Source organism: Mageeibacillus indolicus UPII9-5 (assembly GCF_000025225.2).
GTDB lineage: Bacteria > Bacillota > Clostridia > Saccharofermentanales > Fastidiosipilaceae > Mageeibacillus > Mageeibacillus indolicus.
In genome coordinates this window covers 852434-875148 of record NC_013895.2, presented here as the reverse complement: position 1 = coordinate 875148, position 22715 = coordinate 852434, and the positions used below count along the sequence as shown (strand labels likewise).

Annotated in this window: 16 protein-coding genes and 3 tRNA genes; 4 read left to right on the top strand and 15 right to left on the bottom strand. The window is 42.2% G+C overall.

Going from position 1 to position 22715, the window contains the following annotated elements; all coding sequences use genetic code 11:
* Window positions 1-97 precede the first annotated feature (97 nt).
* The 6 genes from HMPREF0868_RS03955 to yihA all read right to left on the bottom strand — a co-directional run bounded on the left by HMPREF0868_RS03955 (window position 98) and on the right by yihA (window position 9436).
* A complete protein-coding gene (locus tag HMPREF0868_RS03955) occupies window positions 98-604 on the bottom strand; it encodes an SEC-C metal-binding domain-containing protein (protein ID WP_034574097.1) in 507 nt (168 codons plus the stop codon).
* Window positions 605-709: 105 nt separating this feature from the next.
* On the bottom strand, window positions 710-2221 hold the full coding sequence (gene pflA, locus HMPREF0868_RS03950; RefSeq protein ID WP_012993409.1) for a pyruvate formate-lyase-activating protein: 1512 nt from the start codon (window positions 2219-2221) through the stop codon (window positions 710-712).
* A 116-nt stretch (window positions 2222-2337) separates the two neighbouring features.
* Window positions 2338-4590: a formate C-acetyltransferase gene (gene pflB, locus HMPREF0868_RS03945; protein WP_012993408.1), complete on the bottom strand. Its 2253-nt coding sequence runs from the start codon at window positions 4588-4590 to the stop codon at window positions 2338-2340.
* 127 nt (window positions 4591-4717) lie between these two features.
* Window positions 4718-5758 carry a DNA polymerase III subunit delta gene (holA, locus tag HMPREF0868_RS03940; protein ID WP_012993407.1) on the bottom strand — a complete coding sequence of 347 codons (1041 nt, stop codon included), beginning with the start codon at window positions 5756-5758 and terminating at the stop codon, window positions 4718-4720.
* A 146-nt stretch (window positions 5759-5904) separates the two neighbouring features.
* Window positions 5905-8703, bottom strand: a complete 2799-nt coding sequence (locus tag HMPREF0868_RS03935) for a DNA internalization-related competence protein ComEC/Rec2 (protein WP_012993406.1) — start codon at window positions 8701-8703, stop codon at window positions 5905-5907.
* A 79-nt stretch (window positions 8704-8782) separates the two neighbouring features.
* Complete coding sequence (gene yihA, locus HMPREF0868_RS03930) at window positions 8783-9436, bottom strand: ribosome biogenesis GTP-binding protein YihA/YsxC (protein WP_012993405.1); 654 nt, start codon at window positions 9434-9436, stop codon at window positions 8783-8785.
* 194 nt (window positions 9437-9630) lie between these two features.
* Between yihA and HMPREF0868_RS03925 the strand changes: the two genes are divergently transcribed.
* The 3 genes from HMPREF0868_RS03925 to murC are packed head-to-tail and all read left to right on the top strand — an operon-like array spanning window position 9631 to window position 13618.
* Window positions 9631-10851, top strand: coding sequence for a ribose-phosphate pyrophosphokinase (locus HMPREF0868_RS03925; protein ID WP_012993404.1), 1221 nt, complete (start codon window positions 9631-9633; stop codon window positions 10849-10851).
* A 30-nt stretch (window positions 10852-10881) separates the two neighbouring features.
* A complete protein-coding gene (locus HMPREF0868_RS03920) occupies window positions 10882-12138 on the top strand; it encodes a ribose-phosphate pyrophosphokinase (protein WP_012993403.1) in 1257 nt (418 codons plus the stop codon).
* Window positions 12122-13618 (top strand): UDP-N-acetylmuramate--L-alanine ligase, encoded by a 1497-nt coding sequence (gene murC / locus HMPREF0868_RS03915; RefSeq protein ID WP_012993402.1) that lies wholly within the window; start codon window positions 12122-12124, stop codon window positions 13616-13618. The genes HMPREF0868_RS03920 and murC overlap by 17 nt, the downstream gene beginning before the upstream one ends.
* Window positions 13619-13768: 150 nt before the next feature.
* Here the strand turns inward: murC and ftsH are convergent, their stop codons facing one another.
* From ftsH to HMPREF0868_RS03870, 9 genes are all read right to left on the bottom strand, one after another.
* Window positions 13769-15790 carry an ATP-dependent zinc metalloprotease FtsH gene (ftsH, locus tag HMPREF0868_RS03910; protein ID WP_012993401.1) on the bottom strand — a complete coding sequence of 674 codons (2022 nt, stop codon included), beginning with the start codon at window positions 15788-15790 and terminating at the stop codon, window positions 13769-13771.
* Between the two features lie 3 nt (window positions 15791-15793).
* Window positions 15794-16330: a hypoxanthine phosphoribosyltransferase gene (gene hpt, locus HMPREF0868_RS03905; RefSeq protein ID WP_012993400.1), complete on the bottom strand. Its 537-nt coding sequence runs from the start codon at window positions 16328-16330 to the stop codon at window positions 15794-15796.
* Window positions 16287-17729, bottom strand: a complete 1443-nt coding sequence (gene tilS, locus HMPREF0868_RS03900) for a tRNA lysidine(34) synthetase TilS (RefSeq protein ID WP_041705680.1) — start codon at window positions 17727-17729, stop codon at window positions 16287-16289. Before tilS ends, hpt begins: the two co-directional genes overlap by 44 nt.
* 1 nt (window position 17730) lies before the next feature.
* A complete protein-coding gene (dnaB, locus tag HMPREF0868_RS03895) occupies window positions 17731-19173 on the bottom strand; it encodes a replicative DNA helicase (RefSeq protein WP_012993398.1) in 1443 nt (480 codons plus the stop codon).
* A gap of 1 nt (window position 19174) precedes the next feature.
* Window positions 19175-19618 carry a 50S ribosomal protein L9 gene (gene rplI / locus HMPREF0868_RS03890; protein WP_012993397.1) on the bottom strand — a complete coding sequence of 148 codons (444 nt, stop codon included), beginning with the start codon at window positions 19616-19618 and terminating at the stop codon, window positions 19175-19177.
* Between the two features lie 87 nt (window positions 19619-19705).
* Entirely contained in the window at window positions 19706-21505 is a 1800-nt protein-coding gene (gene pepF, locus HMPREF0868_RS03885; protein WP_012993396.1) for an oligoendopeptidase F, read from the bottom strand.
* Between the two features lie 197 nt (window positions 21506-21702).
* Window positions 21703-21778, bottom strand: a tRNA-Lys gene (locus tag HMPREF0868_RS03880).
* 3 nt (window positions 21779-21781) lie between these two features.
* A tRNA-Gln gene (locus tag HMPREF0868_RS03875) sits at window positions 21782-21856 on the bottom strand.
* A 4-nt stretch (window positions 21857-21860) separates the two neighbouring features.
* Window positions 21861-21937 (bottom strand) — tRNA-His (locus tag HMPREF0868_RS03870).
* A gap of 203 nt (window positions 21938-22140) precedes the next feature.
* Here HMPREF0868_RS03870 and HMPREF0868_RS07925 point away from each other — a divergent pair.
* Window positions 22141-22710 (top strand): GNAT family N-acetyltransferase, encoded by a 570-nt coding sequence (locus tag HMPREF0868_RS07925; RefSeq protein ID WP_012993395.1) that lies wholly within the window; start codon window positions 22141-22143, stop codon window positions 22708-22710.
* Window positions 22711-22715: the final 5 nt, after the last annotated feature.

Here is a 22715-nt window from a genome sequence, read left to right as displayed (position 1 = left end):
AGCATGAATTTTTGAACCTGCAATGACGGGGCGCAGCAGTAAAGATATTATATCGCCCTTCCTCTTTTACAATTAAGAATTGCGGTTGGTTTTTTTCTCAATTTTTCCCACAACAGGCTTTGTACTTTTTGCCGCTACCGCAAGGGCATGGATCATTACGACCGATCTTGTTGCTCACAGCTATATGATCTGTACGGAATTTTTTTGCAATTTCCTTGTGCTCGGCATCTGAAAAAACATTTTGCCAAGAATCAAGATCATATAGCCAATTGGCTTTAGCATCATACATATTATATAATAATTTGGCAAAATCAATTTGAAGATCCAATACACTGTCATCCCCCAAGCTGTCCAAGTCCAATTCGGAGGTTAAACAAGGATTAATGCCTTCGAGAAAGCCTAAAAATATGGCTGATTCTCCAGCAAAACCTAATTTGTCTTGAATATCAGTAAATTTACCACTCAGCTGAACATCTGGATAGGACTTTAAAATTCTATCATAAGCCTGCTGTTCTAGGCGGTAATAGTCTTTAACGAACTGATTTGATTGCCCATTGGCGGTTACCTGTTCAATTTCTTTATTCCAATCTGCAAAATAACTCATATCTACCTCAACAATAGAATCGACAAAATTATTCACCACGCCGTAAGCTAACTACGGCAAGCGAAAAGATATACCGTTTTATTGTATCACTTTTCTTACTAAGAATCAAAAGCAAAAATCTTCCAAAGCTTCTAAGTTTTTGATAATGATTACTTTATTTCCGATAAAATCAATATATCCCATATCTTTAAACTCACCCAATTTTCTGGTAATAGTCTCCCGCGTCAAACCAGAATAATTTCCCATTTCCTCGCGATTAATCGTCAAATCGAGCCTGATGCCGTCCTTACTCGGGACACCGAAATTGTCTTTGAGTCGCAACAGCAAGGCGGCAGCTTTCATAGTAGCATTGCTGGTGGTAAGCCGATTGATCAAGTCTTCCGCCCAGCGTATACGATCAAAGCTTTTTAGCAGTATTCTTTGTAATATGGCTGGACTGCCGGCGACATAACGATCAAAATCTGCCTTGGGGAAAGCTGCAATAATGCTGTCCTCCAAAGCCTGTCCCATATACAAATAATCTTTGCCTCCAAGTACATTCAGCCCGCCGATAAAATCACCCTTATTATATATATAAAGGATCTGCTCTCTGCCGTCAGCCGTGTTATGGAAAATTTTTACATGGCCTCGACAGATTATATACATGTAATTCGCAGAGTCGCCGGTACGAAATACAAAATCCCCTTTATTAACGCGGAAAAATTTAAAATGTGTCCACATCGTTTCAGAAGACGCGGATATAATATCATGAATTAATGGAATTTCTTTAAATTCATTTTCTAGGGCCGTTATTTGTTCAGGCGGTAATAATTCACATCTAATATTATTTTCGGTTGACATACGCGACTCTACCTTTCTGTTGTAACGTGAGCTATGTATGTACAAAGCAAATATTTTATTGGCTAATATTTGATATTTTTTAGCTACTGCTTTGTCCATAGGCGGTAAGCCTTCCAACTCATATTTTCTTCCTAAAGCCTTATATTTATCTACTCCCATTGTATGGTAAGGCAAAATTTCGATTCGCTCGATAAAATTAGCAATCGGCTCGATCACCCTTATCAATTGTATCATGGATGCCTCATTATCGGTGTAGCCTGGGAGCATAACATGCCGCAACCAAATATTCCCTTTAAAGCCGTACGTCCATAAATTTTCAATAAAATTCTTGAAAATTTGCATATCAACCTTGGCGATTTTTCTAAATGCGGTCGGATTAAATGCCTTAACATCCAGCAAAATCGTGTCTACATAAGGGAAAATTTTGTCGTAATACCTTATATCGCCGTAACCAGAGGTGTCAAGGCAAGTGTTAAATCCATTGTCATGTAAAAGTTTAAGAGTTGCCGCCAAAAATTCGCCTTGCAGTAAAGGCTCGCCGCCGGAAAAAGTTACGCCACCGTCTTCTCGATGATATGGTCGGTAACGTTTGGCTTTAGCTAGAACTTCTTCTGGGGTCATAAGCGTTCCGCCGGTTGTAGCTTGAGTGTCAGGATTATGGCAAAAACTGCAACGCAAAGGGCAGCCCTGCAGGAAAAAGATGGTACGAACTCCCGGTCCATCAACTAACCCCATTGACTCAATTGAATGTATCCTTCCTTTTACAGGTTCTGCCATTTAAGATTAAAATCCCTTTCTCTAATAGACAAGATAGAGCTACCGAAGTGGGTAGCTCTACCTTACACGAGTCGATACCCGTGTCCATCATATCATAAATTTTTGCCTCGTATAAATCAAATTGAATCGTGGAAAGTACGGCGAATAACTTCTTCCTGATGCTCACGGTCCAACTGCGTGAAACGTACTGCGTAACCGGAAACACGAATAGTCAGATTCGGATATTTTTCCGGATTTTTCATGGCATCTTCCAGTAAAGCCCGATCCATAACGTTTACATTGAGGTGGAAGGCATTTTGTTTGAAGTAGCCATCCATTATTCCGGTAAGGTTGTCTACACGTTCATCCATGTTCTTGCCGAGGCTGTCTGGAACTATAGAGAAAGTATTGGACACGCCGTCTTGGCATACACAATTGTAAGGAATTTTAGCTACGGAATTCAATGAGGCTAAGGCGCCAGAACTGTCGCGGCCGTGCATCGGATTGGCACCAGGAGCGAACGGTTCACCGCGTTTGCGTCCGTCAGGCGTTGTACCGGTTTTCTTGCCGTAAACAACGTTTGAAGTAATTGTCAGTAACGACAACGTGTGCTCGGCATTACGATAAGTAGGTGTGCGTTTCAAAGCTTGAGAGAAGTATTTGGTAATTTCAACCGCTATTGAGTCAACTCTGTCATCATCATTACCGTATTTCGGGAAGTCGCCGATAGTTTCAAAATCGACCGCTAAACCGTTCTCATTGCGAATAGGCTTAACTTTGGCATATTTGATTGCGGAAAGTGAGTCGGCAGCAATTGACAAACCGGCAATTCCGAAAGCCATGAAACGATGGATGTGGGCGTCGTGCAAAGCCATTTGCCCCGCTTCATATGCATACTTATCGTGCATGTAATGAATTGTGTTCATAGTATTTACATAAAGGCGTGCCAGTTTATCCATGACCAATTTGTAATTAGCCCAAACTTTATCAAAGTCAAGGATTTCGTCATCCATCTTAGGTATGCCGGCAATAACAGTCAAAGGCGCACCAGTCTTCTTATCGCCTTTAACTTCGTCTACACCGCCATTGATGGCATATAGCAAAGATTTAGCCAAGTTAGCGCGAGCTCCGAAGAATTGCATTTGCTTACCTACAGTCATGGCCGATACGCAGCAGGCGATCGCATAGTCGTCACCGTAAATTGGGCGCATCACGTCATCATTTTCATATTGAACGGCACCGGTTTTAATACTCATAGCCGAGCAGAAATCTTTGAACGGGGTCGGCAATGACTCGGACCAAAGAACAGTCATATTGGGCTCCGGTGAAGTGTTAATGTTAATCAGGCTGTGCAAGAAACGGAAAGCTGTTTTAGTAACCAAAGTGCGCCCGTCTTCGCCCATACCACCGATTGATTCGGTTACCCAAGTCGGATCACCAGCAAACAACTCGTCATACTCAGGCGTACGCAGGTGACGAACAAGACGAAGCTTAATGATGAACTGATCGACCAAAGCTTGAGCGTAAGACTCATCGATAAGCCCTCTTTGCAAGTCGCGTTGGATGTAACAGTCAATAAAGCTTGTATTGCGGCCGAGGGACATCGCAGCACCGTTGTTTTCTTTTACTGCGGCTAAGTAGCCGAAATACAGCCATTGAATGGCTTCCTGTGCAGTTTCGGCCGGACGTCCGATATCGAAACCATAGCTTGCCGCCATCTCTTTTATAGCATCAAAAGCCCTAATTTGCTCGGAAAGTTCTTCGCGTGAGCGGATCATCTCTTCGGTTGCGTCACCTACAAGGTTCTGCAGATCCTTTTGACGTTCAGCTTTAAGGTAATCAATACCGTACAAGGCAACACGACGATAATCACCTATAATACGGCCTCTGCCGTAGGCATCGGGTAAACCGGTAAGTAAACCGACAGTGCGGGCGTTACGCATATCTTGCGTATATGCGTCGAATACACCTTGGTTATGGGTTTTGCGATATTCGTTGAAATATCTGTCCAATTCCGGTTTCATATGAAGATCGTAGGCTTTCAAAGCATCACGAACCATACGGAAGCCGCCATAAGGATTCATTATACGTTTCATAGGAGCATCGGTTTGTAAACCTACGATCAATTCTTTGTCACGATCAATATAACCTGGTGCAAAGTTATTGATTCCGCTGAAACGGTCTAAATCAACTTTGATCATATGCGTACGGATCTCTTCTTGAATCATATCGCTTACTTGATTCCAAAGAGATGTCGTGTCAGCGGTAGGAGCAACTAAGAAACTTTCATCTCCCTCATAAGGAGTGTAATTTTTTTGAATAAAATCGCGTACATCGATTGTTTTGGACCAATTACCCGATTTGAAACCTTCCCAAGCTTTGTTATTCATAGGGGCTACCTCTTTCTATAAAATATTGTGCGGTATCGTCAATCACCTTCTATGCTTTTACTTTAAGTTATTAAAAATGTTTATGCAGTGACAGGAATCACAAAATTGTTGTTCAATGTTAACTTAATTAAACCCATTTTGGAATGAAAGATGTTATCAATAATTCAAGTGCTAAAACTTCGTCTAAATCACCGTTCTTGATGGCTCGATCGCTTAAATAACAGTTGTTGTAAATTTTGACCAGCTTTTCAAGCGAATATGCTGAACTTTGCCGATATAATTTATCCAGAGCGAATCCGGGTATATGCAAGGCGGCGGCGGCTTCTTCGCGATTGGTTATGCTTTTTACAATTATCAGCTGTTTTATGTGGCGAGCCAGCATGAATAAAATCAGTAAAGGAGGCTGAGGCTGAACAAGCAACTTGTGCAATAGGTTTATCGCGCGATCGCTCCGGCCGCTTAATAATGTGTCGTTAAGCTGAAATATGTTACCAGCCAAGTCGGGCGGCGAAACAAGGTCTAGCAATGCTTCACTAACTTCAGTTTGCGCCGTGGCCTGGCAATAAAGGGTAATTTTGTTAACTTCATTCATCAGTGTAAACATATCAGACTGTGCAACCGAAATAAGTTTTTCGGCCGCGGCACGGCTGATGTTTAGTTTATATTTGGCAAAAAAACCGCTCAGCCAACGGCTAAGTTCTTGAACAGTTTGGCGGTTCAAAACGCCGTAAATACCATATTTGCGCACCGCGTCAAGCAATTTCTTTTGACGGTTATCAACTTTTTCTTCCCAAAATACGAGACATACAGTGTCATCCAGTGACTTAAACATATCTATAAGTTGTTCGGCAAAAGGGACGCTACCGTTGAACCAACCCGTACGGCGCAAAATAAATAAGCGTCTTGCCGAGATAAAAGCCGGTGTTTTAATCTGTTCAATCAGAACCTTAGGGCTCAACTTGTTTTCGGAAGACTGACTGTCATATTTAAAAACGTCTAAGTCTTCGGCCCCGGGTGAAATGAAAGTTTTCTGTAATTCTTTGAGCAGACTGCGGATCAAATAAGTCTCTTCTCCGGCCAAAAGATATAGAGACTTCCCCTCACCTCGCCTCAAATCGACAATTAGTTTTCTATAGTCATATTCATTGCTTGTTTTTACTTTGGCCATGCTACCTCACTACTTAGATATGAAAGTGGTTCTTGACGGGTATTATAACATTTTATGCTAATGGTCTGAAGTCCGGCATCAGGTGCTAGTGGCCTGAATCCGGTATCAGGTGATGATAGCCGCGTAAAAGTTTCCGCCATATAATATTATTCATAAATTTTGCTCGACATAAGATAAGAAAAAATCTCTGACTTACCCTTCCGGAATTTTATTACAACCGTTCCCATAACATCTGTACGCCAAACATAACAGCCTTCTTTATGTAAATCTTCGATTACACGCGGTGCTGGATGGCCATAGTTGTTTCGCCCGACAGATATGAAAGCGTGTCGAGGCCTTAAGCGATGTAAAAAAAAGGCTTTGCTGGCATTTTTACCACCGTGATGCCCTACTTTTAGTCCCCAAGCCGGTTGCCAAATGTGTTGCAAGTCCTTTTCCACCGGTTCTTCAGCATCTCCGGTTAAATATATTTTTTTACCGCAAACTTCAAGCAAACAAACCAGACTGTTGTTATTTTCATCAGCGTACATGCGCAATTCAGGCGGAAATAGAACTTTGATCTTTATCTGCGGATTAATCGTTAAGCAGTCTCCGCGGCTGATAACTGTTGATGGCACGTGGCTTTTTTGCACGGCTGAAACGAATTGCGGCCAATTGGAGGAACGGTTTTTGCTGGTTATTTGTGGATTTGGCCTTCCCGGCAAATAAACGTGTTTAATTTTATTTCGTTTCAAAAGTTCCAGTGCACCGCCAAAATGATCTGCATGTTCGTGTGTCAATATAAACGCGTCCAATTTTCTGATACCTAATGCCTGTAAAATCTTAACCATGTCTTTCCCCCCTTCCGGTCGTCCGGAGTCTATGGCAATGCTTTGCTTAGGCGTTTGTAACAGAATTCCGTCCCCCTGCCCGACATCCAAAAAATATATGGTCAAATCAGGCTGAAAATAAGTTGAAATAAAAAAATTCGCAGTAAAAACAAGACCGATTAAGGCGTAGGAACGGATATAGTAACTTCTGTTAAGCCTAAAATTGAATGTAGGTCGTAAAAAATAAATTAAGCAGGATAGCAAAATTAAATAACCTGTCCAAAGCGGAAAGTTACCGTAATCGATATCGAACTTATTGCTGAACACAGGCATATTTAGCAAATATAGTAAGAAATTCAACAAAGTTTTTACGCAAAACAATGAAGGATAAATAAGATTACCGCCGCCGATGATTACTGCTGTGAAAACGCCTAAGCCGCCAAGCATAATCGTTCCGGTAAAACTTGCCAGTATAAGTTCACATAGCGGGCTGAAAAGGCTTACCGACGTTCCAAGCAAAATATGCAAAGGGACGGTAACAATGTGGCATAGTACATACAACTTTAAATTAGCGACTAACTTTTGTCGCCAACGAAAGTATTTTTTATCCGCCAGGGCGATTTTAACGTCCTCATGTCCGGTTCCGCATAAAAACAGTGGGTGAATAATTAAGTTAATAGCAGCCGTAATGCCCACAGACATCAAAAATCCTGCATTGAACAAACGAAACGGTTGCCAAAGCAAATACAGCACACAAGCTCCGCATAGCGAATTAAGTTTGTTGATTTTGTAGCCTAACAATCTTCCTGCCGTTTCAACTGATCGACTAAAAAAAGCACGCGCGACAGCTGGATGCCAGCCACATAAGGAAGCGTAAGATATTAACCCCGCCAACAAAATAATTTGGCGATAACGGAATCGCAACGGTAAATGGCGCAACAATTTTTCCAAAACGGCGCTAATTATAAGTAGGTGGGCACCTGAAACTACCAATATATGCAATAAACCCAAGTGTTTAAACTGATCTTTTACCTTCCGGCTCAGCTGAATCTGCTCTCCCCAACCCATGGCAGCAAGTATTCCGTATGCTTCACGGCCAAGGTAAGAGCTTATTTTAGATTTAACTTTACGACGCTGCTTCTCCCAAAATCGTTCAACCGCTAAACTTAGAGTCAGTTTAGGCGGCGCAGAAAAACTCAACTTTTTTATATTACCGTTCAGCCACCACCCATTTCCCAAAGCATACAAATAATCATTAAACCCACCTGGTATACGAACTGACTTAGGCACGTTTGCCGTTCCGGTAAAGTTGACTGAATCTCCAGGCAATATGCTTCCGGCGGACAGTTTTTCTGCGTTCTGGGATGGCTTGTATTTAAGGTGCAAAAGTTTAGAGGTATGCGGGAAATTGATTGTTTTTCCATCGAAATTTATGGCGCTAACACATATTTCCAATTCCCATTCCTTACCGGAGCGTAATTTTTGCCAAGATATATCTGCATTGGACTTTACTTCAGCCATACGCTGTTCGGCTGATAAGGGAGGCTTTAAATGGGCTTTTACTATCGTACCGCTTCCGATGATCTTCATATACGGCTTCCATACTGGTGCCGAAGCCGGATGATCCGGCTCAAAGAATTCGCGCTCTCGATAAAGCTCGGTCGGATTAATTAAATCGCTGCCGGGATATGTCGTATATAACATACGTAATCCCATTACTAACAGAAAAATAAGATAGATGCCACGAGATATTCGGATAATCAGTTTGCGCTGAGGATGAAAATCATTTGCAGCATATAATTCACGGATAAGCGGAGAAACCAATTCATTTCCTAAGTTTTCTGCTGCTTTTCCTGCTTCTTTCACCCCGACAGTTTTACTGTCATCACAAGGTTCGAAAAAATTGCCTTTGCCGCTATGATGTTCGTATAGCCATAGGATGAATACACCAACCGCAAGCCATATAACGATCAAGCCAACTCCAGTGGCAGAAAAAATTTTTCCGGTCTTGGAGGAAACATCGGAGGGCGAATTAACCCAAGTATAATAAGCGTATATGAAACCTGACTGAGCCGCAACAACGGCAGTAAGCGGTAACCGACGTTGCATATTAATTAGTGCGGAAATTATGCTCACAACCCACCTCACTGTAATCGACTTTGAAAACAAGTTTACATTGACGATGAAGTCTTATAAGCTACAAATTTCCTGAATTTCAGCCTAAAGCTACAATATGCTCTGTTATAAAATTTTTCAGCTCATCTATACCAGCTTTATTTACAGTTGAAACAATAAAATTCGGAATGTTTTCAGCAGACAAAGCTTTCAAAATTTTTTGTCTGTTTTGGCCGGCCTGTGCTCGACTTAGCTTATCAGCTTTATTCAAAACTAAAACATATGGCATTTCAGTTTCATTAAGAAAATTACACATTTGCCTATCCTGTTCAGAAGGTAAATGACGGATATCTATTAAAAGTAAAACCAACTTAATCGGCCTGCCATCAATAAAATATGAATTGGCCAAGCTTGACAATTTGCTGCGTTTTTCGAGGGAAATTCGTGCATATCCGTAGCCTGGAAGGTCGGTAAGATAAAATTTTTGATCAACGTTAAAATAAACAACCAATTGCGTCTTGCCAGGATTGGAACTGACTCTAGCCAGCTTACCGTTGTTGGCTAACGCATTGATTAGACTTGACTTGCCAGCGTTGGATCGACCTGCCATAACGACTTCTGGTAAACCGTCTTGCGGAGCAGCGGACGCCTTGGCAGCAACAGCGGTATAAATAGTTCGACTAAACTTTATTGCTGGTTCCAGAACAGCGGTGCGTTCGTTTATGCTTCGGACTTTATTATCTTCTGTTTGCATAAAATATATGAGTTCTCCAAATTTTTAATTTGCCGAATCAACAATTAGTATTGACAAATTGTCTTATCTTTCAATTGATTATCGCATATTTTTAGTGGCAATGGCAAATGAGCCCGCAAACTCTATCATTCTACTTTTAATTGAGTTATTATAAATTTGGTATGCTTTGCATTTCAGTTATAAGGAGTATGAAAATGTCTAATCAAGTAGATAACCATAAACCTCTTAATAACCGCAATTACTACATATATGATCAATATGGTGACAATGATATGGAACCGGTCGGTCCAGTAGGATTGCTTCCTCTTCCGAGCATGAGGAATTTTGCTCAGTCAGTCAATGAACATCTTTACCGCCGTCGTCTCGACTATGATATTCGCAATCCTTCCCTAGCACGCACTAAACCCGGTTTTCTGCGTGAAGACTATTGCCTGAATGCTGATTGCATTCGTTTCGGTAATGGCGAAGGGAAAGTAATACTTTCCGATACCGTGCGTGGGCACGATTTATTTATTTTGGTTGATGTGCTCAATTACGCCTGCACCTACAAATTGTTCGGCCATGACAAATTAATGTCGCCTGACGAACATTATCAGGATTTGAAGCGATTAATTTTGGCAATCTCTGGTAAAGCCAGACGTATTAACGTTATAATGCCTTTCCTTTATGAAGGTCGCCAGCACAAACGCAGTAACCGAGAATCTTTGGACTGTGCCTTTATGTTACAGGAATTGGCCGGGCTAGGCGTTGCCAACGTGATAACTTTTGACGCCCATGATCCACGGGTTTCCAATGCTATTCCGCTTAACAGCTTTGAGAGTTTGCCAACTTCCTATCAGCTGATTAAATGTTTGCGTAAAACCATCCCAGAATTAGGACCGGTAAATAATAGACTGATGATTATATCCCCTGATGAAGGCGGAATTTCTCGGGCCATGTATTTGGCATCCATGCTTGGCGCACCTCTGGGTATGTTTTATAAACGCAGAGACTATACAAGAGTTGTCAACGGTCGTAATCCTATATTAAATCATGAATTCTTAGGCGATAATGTCGAAGATATGGATGTTCTGGTAATTGACGACATGATTTCTTCTGGCGATTCGATGCTGGATATAGCATATGAGTTGAAAAAACGTAAAGCACGCAAGATATATTGCGCAGCAACTTTCGGTCTTTTTGCTTCAGGTCTGGCCAGCTTTGACAAGGCTTACAGCGATGGTGTTATTGACAAAATTTTCTGCACCAACCTTATTTATCGTTCTCCGGAGTTGTTGAGCCGGGCATGGTTTGAAGAAGTAAATCTGGCCAAATTTGTTGCCTTGCTGATTGACGCGATCAACCATGATGCCTCTCTATCAAGGCTTATTGATCCAACAATTAAGATAAGAAAACTGCTTAATCAACGGGTTTAGTCAGGCCGATCATAAGAAAAGGAGTTTAAGATGAGCGATTTTATTATAGATAATAACTATTCTTGTTATCGGCGCAGCGGAGCCAACTACATGCAAGCTTTGGCCCCGGTCGGGCTGATTCCGCTGAGCGGATCCGTGGAGTTTACAGACAAAGTAAATGCCAATTTGGTTGCTAGAAGACAGCAATATATTACCGGTAATGCTTTGGCGGCACACAATGAATATGGGCTGATCCGGCAAGACTATCGTATACCGGCTCAAACCGTGCGGTTTTCTTCGGGCGAAGCAAAGGGCGTTATTAAAAGCACGGTTCGCGGTCATGACTTATATATTCTGTGTGACATAACCAACTATTCAGTTACTTATAAGCTGTTCGGCCATGAAGTTCCTTTAGGCCCAGACGACTACTACCAAGATCTGAAAAGAATTATTTTAGCGACCTGTGGACGGGCCAGACGCATTAACGTCATCATGCCTTATTTGTATGAAAGTCGGCAAGACATTCGTAACAGCCGTGAATCCCTCGATTGTGCTTTTATGCTCCAGGAGCTGTTCGATCTTGGCGTCGCCAGCATACTTACCTTTGATCCACACGAGCCGCGAGTAGAAAATTCCGTACCATGCAAGGGTATTGAAATCATTCCATCAACTTATCAGCTAATTGCTGGTTTCTTAACGAACTGCCCAGATGTTTCTTTTGACGGCGAACATCGGCTAATGGTAATCAGCCCAGATGAAAACGGTATGAAACGCGCCATGTACTACGCTTCCGTCTTAGAAGTACCTTTAGGCACTTTCTTTCGCCAAAGAGATTACTCACATTTGGTCGATGGCCGTAATCCGGTTATGAGTCATAATTATATGGGAGAAAATGTTGCCGGCCGTGACATTCTCATGGTTTCCGACATGATGGAAACCGGTAATTCCTTTATTGAAACCGCCCGCCAGCTCAAAGAGCAAGATGCACGCAATATATATATGGTCAGCACCTTCGGTATTTTCGCTCACGGCCTTGATGCTTTAGATCAGGCATACGCTGACGGTGTATTCAACAAGGTTATCATAACTAATTTAAGCTATATAACCCCAGAACTCGCAAGTCGCCCTTGGCTGGTCAGCGTGGATATGACGGAGTTTGTCGCTTTAATTATCGATGCGCTTAACCATGATGTCTCGATAGCTGCATTGCTTGATCAAACTTCACAGATAAAATCATTGCTTAAACTTAAAGGTGAACCCAAAAAATTCCAGGAATGGGTTGAGGAAAGAAATGGACAAAATGGATAAAAATAGTGCCGAGAGGCCGGAGAAAAAGCAAGTGGATTTATATTTCGTCGGCATCGGTGGAATAAGCATGTACGGCTTGGCTGAACTTGCCGCTAAAGCTGGCCATACGGTTGCAGGTTCAGATAATCACAATTCCCCCCGACTTGATTCTTTGCGGAATATGGGAATAACTGTATTTAGCCGTCAAGTCCCAGAAAATATCGTTAATCTTCATCCGACTACTGTAGTTCGTACCGCTGCTGTTCCACCGGATAATCCTGAAGTCGTAACAGCCGAAACTTTAGGAATTCCTGTACTTGACCGCGGGGAGTATCTAGGCAAGCTTACATACAAATATAAAAACGTTTATAACATTGCCGGGACTCATGGCAAAACAACGACAACGGCAATGCTGACGACAATTTTCATGATGGCAGATAAAAAGCCTAACGTCCATATAGGTGCCGAGTTGCCTATGTTTGGTGGAAATACGGTGCATTATGAACCCCAGTCCGAGTTACTTGTCTCCGAAGCTTGCGAATATGCCAACAGCTTTTTGCACATGCGCTCCAAAGCGGCGGCTGTATTGAACATTGATGCCGATCATTTGGACTTTTTTCACGATGTACCAACTCTAGTTGATTCTTTTGTCGATTTTGTAAATAAAATTGATCCCGACGGCTTTTTGGTGTGCGCAGCAGCCGGCAAATACATGCCACTTTTTCGAACTAAACTTGCTGCTAAATTAAACAAGCCTCTGCATATTATCACCTTTGCGGTTCTTGATGAGAAAGAAAATATCCAAACGACTACCGACACTTTACATGCAGCAGATTACGTTGCTGTAGATGTAAATTATCAACCCAACGGCTGCCCAGAGTTCAAAGTTATCCGACCGAACGGACGCAAAGCTCTGAATATAGCTTTAAATGTACCAGGTAAGCATAATATAGCCAATGCCTTGGCCGCAATAGCGTTGGCTGATCTCGAAAATATTTCTGATGAGGTCTATGTGAAAGCCTTTAGAGAATTTACTGGAGCCGAAGGGCGTTTCTCTATTAAGGGGAAATTTAAGGGTGCATTGGTTGTTGCCGATTATGCACACCATCCTACCGCAACGAAAGCTACTTTGGCAGCAGCAGCTCACCTGCCCCATAACAACATTTGGGTGGTTTATCAGCCGCTTACTTACAATAGGGTGAAAATTCTCTTCGACGAATATATCAAAGCCTTATTGCCTGTACGAGAAGTTCTACTCTATGAAATATACAGCGATCGCGAAAAAAGTACTGAAGGCATGAGCTCAAAATTATTAGCTGATGCCTTGAATGCCGCCGGAGGCAATGCTAGCTTCTACAGATCATTTGCGGATATAAAAGCAAGGCTTAGCGAAATTGTTCAAGCGAACGATATTATTCTCTTCTTGGGGCCGGAAGAAATTCGGTCTTTTGCCCCTCGACTAGTGAGAGAAAATACTGACGACATAAAAGCTAAATTTTAGATGTCAGATGAAATCGTGGTAAGTTTCTATGATACAGGCCGCTATGAAAATAGCGGCCTGTATCTATTATTTATCCTATGTCCTTATATCTATTAGATATGATTTACTTGCAATTTAGACTACGAATAGAGGCTCTAAACTCAGATTGCGTCAGACGTCAGATTTATCTGACCCCGGAGCAGAATTCTCCCGCGACTCGGCTGTGCTCTCATCCGTATTCTCCATTTTCTCTGATTTCTCTGATTCATCTATCTTAACTTTATTTAACTTGGCTTGAATACCGGCAGAAAATTTAGCTACCGCAGGGTTATCGGCATCGCCGGCACGATCAGCTTCGGTTGTATTTAGCAAGTATATTTCCTCAAATTCGCCACCTTCTATTTTTTCCTTATTGATCAAGACCTTTGCCAGTGCATCCAAAGCTTTCCACTTGGCACGTAATATTGCCAACACATCAGTATAAGCTTTAGTAATTATGCATCTGACTTCTTCATCAATAATTCCGGCGATTTCACTTGAATAATTCTTGACGTGACCGTAATCTCGTCCCAAGAAAACCTCATTGTCATTGCTGCCGAAAACCAAGTTAGGCAGTTTTTCGCTCATGCCGTATTTGCAAATCATATCACGAGCGATCGAATTACAGTGCTGTAAATCACTGGATGCTCCGGTACTGACTTCTCCATACAAAATTTCTTCTGCTGCCCGTCCCCCCAACGCAACCATTATCTCTGCCAACAACATTTTTTGCGTGTTATAGTAGTGATCTTCATATGGTTTATGCGCAGTATAACCGCCAGCTCCACCGGCTGGAATAATCGAAACGCGCTCTACCCGGTCTGTGGTTGAGACAGTGCGGAGAATTATGGCATGACCGGCTTCATGATAAGAAGTAAGTGTTTTATCATGATCATTCATCAAATGACTTTTCTTCTCCGGTCCTATCATTACCTTGAAAACAGCTTCAGAAATATCATTATACGTAATTATTTTGGCATTACGTCTTGCACATAGTAAAGCTGCTTCGTTTAACAAATTGGCCAAATCTGCCCCGGTAAACCCAGGAGTGATCCGAGCAACTTCTTTTAAATCAATAGATGGGTCTAATGGCTTCGATTTGCTGTGAACTTTTAAAATGGCTTCTCGCCCGAGTAAATCCGGACGCATAACAGTTACTTGACGGTCAAAGCGGCCTGGCCTCAATAAGGCTGGATCCAAAATATCCGGTCGGTTGGTTGCCGCCATGATGATGGCATCCTCATTGGGACCGAAACCATCCATCTCGACAAGCAACTGATTAAGTGTTTGCTCACGCTCATCATGGCCACCACCCATACCAGCCCCGCGATGCCTACCTACCGCATCAATTTCATCAATAAAAATAATTGCCGGTGAATGCTTCTTTACCTCTGCAAATAAGTCACGCACGCGGGAGGCACCCACACCTACAAACATTTCTACAAAATCCGAACCGCTGATGCTGAAAAATGGAACTCCGGCCTCACCTGCTACAGCTTTAGCCAAAAGGGTTTTACCAGTTCCCGGCGGGCCGACCAGCAAAATACCACGAGGTATTCTCGCGCCCAATTCTGAATACTTTTTGGGATTTTTTAAAAAGTCGACAACTTCCTGCAGCTCATGCTTTTCTTCTTCTACTCCGGCAACATCGTCAAAAGTTATTTTGTTTTGCGTAGGATCAAAGCGCTTGGCCCGGCTGCGCCCGAAAGTCATCGCATTTTTACTATCACCAGATTGTTTAACATAGGCAAAATAGAAGAACAGCCCCATTGCGCCAAACATAACCAGCAACATTATCCCATTTATCCAACCGCCGAAATTTATCGGCTCAGAATAATCAAACTTCAGTTTATGGTCTGCCGCAGCTTTTTTTAAGTCGGAAAGCAATTCTCCCATCCAAAACGGTGAAATTGTTTTCTTAACCTTTAAATTCTGTGAATTTTTATCGATTGGCTTTTTTAAAGTAAGCTCAACGGTATTACCGGTTATTTCTACTTCATCCACATTGTTTGACTGTAATTGATTCAATATTTCAGAATAATAAACCTTATTTTGACTCAATGAACCGCTGTTAAGATAAGTTGAAACAAGTAAAATAACGGCAATAACTATAATGTAAAATGAGATCCCACTTAGGAGCGGTTTACGTTTCATTAATCAGTTCTCCTCTTCCTGCAAAATACATACTTCCGGTATATTGCGGTAATAATCTTCAAAGTCAAGTCCATAGCCGACAATAAATTCATCCGCAACATTCATTCCTATGTATTTAGGATTTACATCAGTTTTACGTCGAGCCGGTTTATTGAAGGCTGCGCATAATTCAAGGCTGGCAGGATTGCGAGTCGAAAGCATTTCCATAAGTTTTTTCATAGTTAAACCGGAATCAACAATATCTTCGACGATTATAACATGGCAACCTGTAATATTCACATCGCAATCCTTGAGTATTTTAACCACTCCGCTGCTTTCCGTGCCATTTCCGTAACTTGAAATGGCCATAAAATCAACTCTTAACGGTAGATCAATTTCGCGGACCAAATCGGCCATAAACATAAATGCGCCTTTCAACGCACAAATCAATAAAATTTTCTCGCCTCGATAATCTTCCGTAATCTGCTTGCCGAGTCGTTTAACCATTGCGGCAATCTCAGCTTTTGTGATGAAAGTTTTTTCCGTAACAACTCTTGCCATTTTTGCACTCCTTGGTAAAATTCGGCCAAACGATCTCATTTCCCCGTGCCAACAAGCACAACACTGAGCGTTTATCCGGCGGTATTTTACACTCATTAAATATTTTTTTTAAACTTCTTTTGTGACCGTTGCCGCATCTTTGCCAGTCTCCCGGTCGACGATTGCGCAATTCCAATTCTTGGGGTGAGCAATCATGTATGATCCATATTCTGTCATTATAAATGATATGGCAGTTCTTCTCAACCGACTTAATCATCAAATTATGAATAGAATTAGAATTGTTTGCAATTTTATCAGTCGGCCAAAAAAGATTTTCCGCGCTCGCTGCCTCGTTTACAGTGGCAGGAGCATTTATTATATGGGGATCAGCCAGCTCAGTCATAGATTTTTTTAAATAGGCCATGCCGTTATGGATAACCATATAACATGAACCTGCCAAGTCAATCCTACGGTTGTTTTCGCCCTGTAAAATGAAGTCGGCCAGTTTAGTCAATTGAGCATAATTGATATCCAAGCCGGTAGGATGGTTTTTTACATAAAAAAGACGGATAACTGTTTTTATAAGTGCCGGTGCCTTGTCCTTCAGCAAATGACAATCAAGTGGTTCTCCGTAATTCGGCAGATATGACTGCGCTGAGTCTTCAAGGAAATCCTCCGCTTCAGCGGCGGCGGCTGCAATGTTGGCTAGATGAACTTTGGTATTTTTACCGAACTTATCGGATAAAAGAGGCAATAAACTATGCCTTAAATAATTTCTGGTAAATTTTTCATCTGAGTTTGAAGCGTCTTCGGACCAAGCTATATTGTGACTTATCAAATATGATTTAAGCTTAGCCTGAGGGGTTTGAAGAAATGGTCGAAAATATCGTCCGCTGAAGTTACGCATTCCCTGCAAACCGTTAATGCCGCAGCCTCGCATCAGTCGAAAAAAAACGGTCTCGGCTTGGTCATCTAAATGGTGAGCCAAGGCTATGTAGCTGCGCTCAGATGCACAATTTTCAGCCAAATAGTGCTTAAAAAAAGCGTAACGCGCTTGCCTAGATGCGTTTTCACTAATACCGTCAAAAAAATCGTTGGAACCGACGGAGTTGGATGGCGTGGCACAATTGCCTCTGTCCCATACCCCGAGGGTAAAAGGAAGCTGCAAGCTACGGGCAATTGTTTCCACGGCAGCCGCTTCTTCCGCAGCCTCAAGCCGAAGCCCATGATTAAAATGAATAACTTCAAGCTTAAATTTAACGACAGTGCTTATTTCGTGCAAAACATATAACAGTGCCAACGAATCCGCTCCACCGCTGCAAGCGACGACCAAGTTATCCATTAAAGCCCACCAATTTTCCGCCAAGCCCCGCTTATATAGCGAATAGGCCAAAGGTGAAAGCACTAAATTTTTGTTCATACTATTCAAATGGGTAAAGCTCCTCGTTACTACCTGGCGGCATAGGTAAGTCCTGACTCACTACTGCCTCCGGTGGGGGTTGCATAGTGGCAGTTTCAATATCATAAAAACGCGTGAAACGCGGTATCCAACCGAGGTTGATATTACATAAACCACCCGCACGGTTTTTGGCGATATGTAATTCCACCGCTTCTTGTTCTTGCTGTTCCTCAGGACGAGAATTCTTACGCACTATGAACATAACAATATCGGCATCCTGTTCCAAAGAACCGGACTCACGTAAATCGGACAGCTTAGGTGCACCGCCCTCATCTTTGCGCTGCTCGCTGCTTCTGCTTAACTGAGAAAGAGCTAATACAGGAACATCCAGTTCTTTAGCTATAAGCTTCATTGACCGGGAAATTTCCGATACTTCCTGCTGACGACTATCGTTGCGTCGCCCAGATCCTAAACTCATCAACTGTAAATAATCTACAATCACTAAACTTAAGCTGTGTTCTTGTTTTAGCTGACGACATTTAGCCAAAATCTCCATAGGCGTGCAATTAACACGGTCATCAATGAATAATTTTGCATCCATAAGTTTGACTACAGCCGCACTTATCTTGGCCATTTCTCCGGATGAGATATTGTTGCGTTGCAAAGACATCGAATTGATACCTGCGAATGAGGCCAAAATTCTAGTCGCCAGCTCTTCTTTGGACATTTCCAGGCTGAATACGGCTACAGTACCTTGCTGATTAACCGCTATATTGGTAGCGATATTCAGCGCAAAAGATGATTTACCTACACCCGGTCGGGCGGCTAAGATAGTCATTGTACCATTGGTTAAGCCGTTAGTAATTCTGTCTAATGACGCAAAACCGGTCGGAACCGAGCGGCTACCGTGCCTGTTTTCCATCATATCTTCGATTTTGCGACTTAAAACAGATTTAAGAATCTCCAGACCGCTAGTCTCATTGCTATCACGCATCTGAAAAATTTTCTCGGCCGCCCGATTAATCACGAGTTCCGAGTTTTCTTTCTGTTCCAAACAAAGATCGATAATTTCACTCATATTCACGGCTAAGCGGCGCAGGGCAGACTTTTCCTTGACTATAGATACGTATTCATCGATGTTCTTTATTAATGGAGGCTGATTTAAAAGCTCGGAAATATAAGGCATTCCGCCAACTTTATCGGCCAACTTGTCACCGTCTAAAGCGTTGTATACGGTCAGGATATCAATCGGACGGCCATGAGACATCAAATTAAGCATAGCGCGAAAAATAAATTGATGCCGTGGCTCATAGAAATCCGTATCTTGCAGATTGGCGGCAATCGTATTCAAATTCTTTTCGTTGGCTAATGCACAACCCAAAACTGATTTTTCCGCTTCGACATTATTGGGCAAAACCTGTCCGCGCAAGCTTGAACTGCTTTTGCCGGTATTATTGTCAGCCATATTAGAGTGCCTCAACCTCAATATTGATGTCTACTTTAACCTGACTGTGCAATTTTACCGTAGCCGTGGTTCGGCCGACATTCTTTAACACACTGTTGATGGTTATGTTTTTCTTATCTATTTCATAGCCGGATTTTTGCAATAAAGTGGCTACCTCCTGGGCCGTCAGTGCTCCGTACAGCTTGCCGCCCTCACCTGCTTTCATCGCCAGTTTGAAAGTCTTACCGGCCAACTTTTTCCCGTCTTCTTCAGCCGCGGCTAATTCACGTTTTTCTGCCGCAAGCTTGGCCTGTTTCTTAATTTTATACGAATTGATATTGGCGGAAGTAGCTTCAATTGCCAACTTTTGTTTGAATAAGCAGTTGCGTGCATAGCCGTCAGACACTTCAACTATCGCATCCGCTTTGCCGAGATTTTTTACGTCACTCAATAAAATAACTTTCATAACAGTCTCCTAAATTTTCTAAATTTTTCTAAATAATAATTCGGTACAAAACCACGACACATCTCGAAACATGCTCGTTTAAAGTACTTATTCCATTTCCGCCGTCAAACTTTCCAGTTCGTCAACTATATCAGACAAATAATTGATAACTTCCTCCAGCGGTTGAGCAGTGGACAAATCCACTTTTGCCAACCTGGCCAATTCAAGCGGCGGCAATGTCCCCCCCGCCTTGAGCATGGTCTTCCAGTCATCTACGGCAGCTTTCCCTTCTGTATAGATGCGTTTGGCGATAATCGTACCTAAGGTGAGCCCGGCGCTGTAAGTATACGAATAAAGCCCCATGTAGTAATGCGGTTGGCGCATCCAAGTCAGTTCCGCTCCCGGAGTTAGTTCCACCGTATCTCCCCAAAATTCGGTCAGTGTATCTTTCATCAGCTGACACAAAGCATTAAAGCCTAAATTTTCGCCCCGATCAACCGCCAAATACACTTTACGCTGAAAGGCCGCCTCCAACAAGTGAGTTACGAAGTTATGATAATATGTGTTGCTGAGCATAGTCGAAAGAACCCAACGACGGAATCGCAAATTATTACTTTCGCTTAAAAGACTGAAACTGAACAAGACTTCGTTGCAGGTTGAAGGTGCTTCAATGAGATATGCAGACGGTTCAAAACCTAAATAAGTCTGATTCTCATTGACATAATGAAAATGTAAGGCATGGCCCAATTCATGAGCTAAGGTGAAAACATCACTTAGCTGCTTGTTCCATGATAACAAAATAAACGAGTTGCAGTTAATCGGAGTAGCGCAGAAACCACCAGTAGATTTGCCTCGATTGCAAGCAAAGTCCACCCAACGTTCCGTCAATGCCTTGTGCACAACTTTACTGTAATCTTCACCCATTATTTTTAAGGCTGATTCAACATACTTATTAGCTTCCTCGCGAGTTACTGAGGGCGTAAAGCTTGGATCCAGCGGCACATGTAAATCGGCATAAGTGATTTTGTCCCAGCCATGTACACGTTTGAGAAGTTTGGCATATCTACGCATTATCGGTGCTAAATCGCGCATAATAATATCGATTTGGCGATGATACATTTCAGCAGTCACTTGCTGTTTCTGCAACAAATAGTCGAAAATGGAATTGTAATGGCGCAAATCGGCAATGATTTTTTCGTTTTGCACCCTTGCATTGTAGGCGGAAGCAAAAGTGTTACCAACTTGGCGTAAATCTTCGCTAAAAGCAGCAAATGCGGCACGCCGACGCTCCGTATCAGGATCATATTGATATTTATTCTCAAAAGTAACGAAGTCCAGCGGCAGTTTTTGGCCGCCTGTGGTAAAGCAGTGGAAATTAAGGTCTGTCTGCTTGACCAGCGAATATAAATTGTACGGGAAATCCAACGCCGGCTGCAAAGCTGTCAGAGCTTTTTCCACCGCCGGCTCCAAGGTGTGAGACTTGTTTTCCAAGACTTTTCGCCAGAAAAATGCTCGTTTGCCGTCTTCCTTAATGCAGGCTTGCAAATCGTCGACACTCAAATTATTTATTGATGCATCAAATGCAGCAAGCTCAGTATAAGCATGATCCATGAGCAGATTACATTCACCAGCTAAATTCTGTAGTTTTTCATCTGTATAATCAGTCGACAAATTAAGTTGAGCATATGAGGAAATTTTATACATCTTCGACAATATATTTTCATATTCTGGGATATTATGAATAATATTGTGATAGTCCGTCCATTCAGGCCGGGTGCTCAAAAATTTTTTGATTAAAACGGTCAAAGCGTCAATATCTTGGCGGTAGGCATTTTCATCCGAGTACAACAATGTAAGGTCCCATTTGTCGTTTACGGGAACTTCTGAACGCAAAGGTAGATTGGTCATAATTCTTAGCCTCCAAGTTGAATATTTGCTTTCCGGATATTATACCATTTAAGAGCGCATTTGGGGAAAAGTTTACCATCCATAAATCAATCTGGTAACGCATTCACAAAATTTTCCTTATTTCTGAACCCAAGTTAAATCGTACGATTATTAGAAATTAAGCATAAAAAAAGCACCGAACCTTTCGGTTCAGTGCTTGGTGATCTGCCGGAGGTTCGAACTCCGGACCCCCTGATTAAAAGTCAGGTGCTCTACCAACTGAGCTAGCAGATCATGTGGCTGGGATGGCAGGGCTCGAACCTGCGCATGCGGGAGTCAAAGTCCCGTGCCTTACCACTTGGCTACATCCCAATAATGGGGTGAGATATGGGACTCGAACCCACGGTCTCCAGAGTCACAATCTGGCGCTTTAACCAACTAAGCTAATCCCACCATATCGCTAACGCTTTCCGCGGGCACGAGATAAATTATATTACGTATAAACTAATTTGTCAATAGCCCCGGAAAATTTTTTCAATACTTTTCTTTCAATCAGGCAATAGGAAAAGTTTAATTAGGTACATAAGTCAATTTTGCTTGCGGTAATGCACAAAATCTTATAGACTCTCAATATACATATTTCATCGGAGTTACGTATGAATCTGAACGAACTTACTTGCAAAACTGCCGGGATAGATGACCTTGATGTAGTGTACAACATGCTCAAACTTAATTTCCCGCCACATGAGCTTCATCCACGGCCCAAAATAGCCGCTGCAATTCAAAGCAAATATTTCATAGCCGACTTACTGTTATATAAAAGCAAGCCAGTTTTGCTTACTTGCCGCTGGGATCTGCCTTACTGTGAATTTTGGGAATATTTGGCGGTACATCCTGACTTTCACAACCAAGGTATTGGCAGCAAATTTATGCGAGACTATTTCCAAAGACGAAGTTCTGAAAAGCCGTGCCTTTTAGAAGTTGAATTGCCTCAATCAGAGTTGGCACTGCGTCGCATAAACTTTTACAAACGATTGGGTTTCATTGTGCAAAAATACGAATACTGGCAACCGGAAATCAATCCTGGGCACGGAGCAGTTCCTTTTAAGCTCATGGCCTATGGTCGTAGCCTTCCCTACGCTGAATACGAAACCTGTGTACTAGAAATGATGCAAATGGCGTATGGAAGGGCCGATTTTGATCCATTAACCGGCCGTAAAAATTAACTAAA

Excerpts from the sequence above, each read along its gene's own strand:
- HMPREF0868_RS03955 (WP_034574097.1), bottom strand. The coding sequence starts at position 604 with ATGAGTTATTTTGCAGATTGGAATAAAGAAATTGAACAGGTAACCGCC.
- pflA (WP_012993409.1), bottom strand. The coding sequence starts at position 2,221 with ATGGCAGAACCTGTAAAAGGAAGGATACATTCAATTGAGTCAATGGGG.
- pflB (WP_012993408.1), bottom strand. The coding sequence starts at position 4,590 with ATGAATAACAAAGCTTGGGAAGGTTTCAAATCGGGTAATTGGTCCAAA.
- holA (WP_012993407.1), bottom strand. The coding sequence starts at position 5,758 with ATGGCCAAAGTAAAAACAAGCAATGAATATGACTATAGAAAACTAATT.
- yihA (WP_012993405.1), bottom strand. The coding sequence starts at position 9,436 with ATGCAAACAGAAGATAATAAAGTCCGAAGCATAAACGAACGCACCGCT.
- HMPREF0868_RS03925 (WP_012993404.1), top strand. The coding sequence starts at position 9,631 with ATGTCTAATCAAGTAGATAACCATAAACCTCTTAATAACCGCAATTAC.
- HMPREF0868_RS03920 (WP_012993403.1), top strand. The coding sequence starts at position 10,882 with ATGAGCGATTTTATTATAGATAATAACTATTCTTGTTATCGGCGCAGC.
- murC (WP_012993402.1), top strand. The coding sequence starts at position 12,122 with ATGGACAAAATGGATAAAAATAGTGCCGAGAGGCCGGAGAAAAAGCAA.
- ftsH (WP_012993401.1), bottom strand. The coding sequence starts at position 15,790 with ATGAAACGTAAACCGCTCCTAAGTGGGATCTCATTTTACATTATAGTT.
- hpt (WP_012993400.1), bottom strand. The coding sequence starts at position 16,330 with ATGGCAAGAGTTGTTACGGAAAAAACTTTCATCACAAAAGCTGAGATT.
- tilS (WP_041705680.1), bottom strand. The coding sequence starts at position 17,729 with ATGAACAAAAATTTAGTGCTTTCACCTTTGGCCTATTCGCTATATAAG.
- dnaB (WP_012993398.1), bottom strand. The coding sequence starts at position 19,173 with ATGGCTGACAATAATACCGGCAAAAGCAGTTCAAGCTTGCGCGGACAG.
- rplI (WP_012993397.1), bottom strand. The coding sequence starts at position 19,618 with ATGAAAGTTATTTTATTGAGTGACGTAAAAAATCTCGGCAAAGCGGAT.
- pepF (WP_012993396.1), bottom strand. The coding sequence starts at position 21,505 with ATGACCAATCTACCTTTGCGTTCAGAAGTTCCCGTAAACGACAAATGG.
- HMPREF0868_RS07925 (WP_012993395.1), top strand. The coding sequence starts at position 22,141 with ATGAATCTGAACGAACTTACTTGCAAAACTGCCGGGATAGATGACCTT.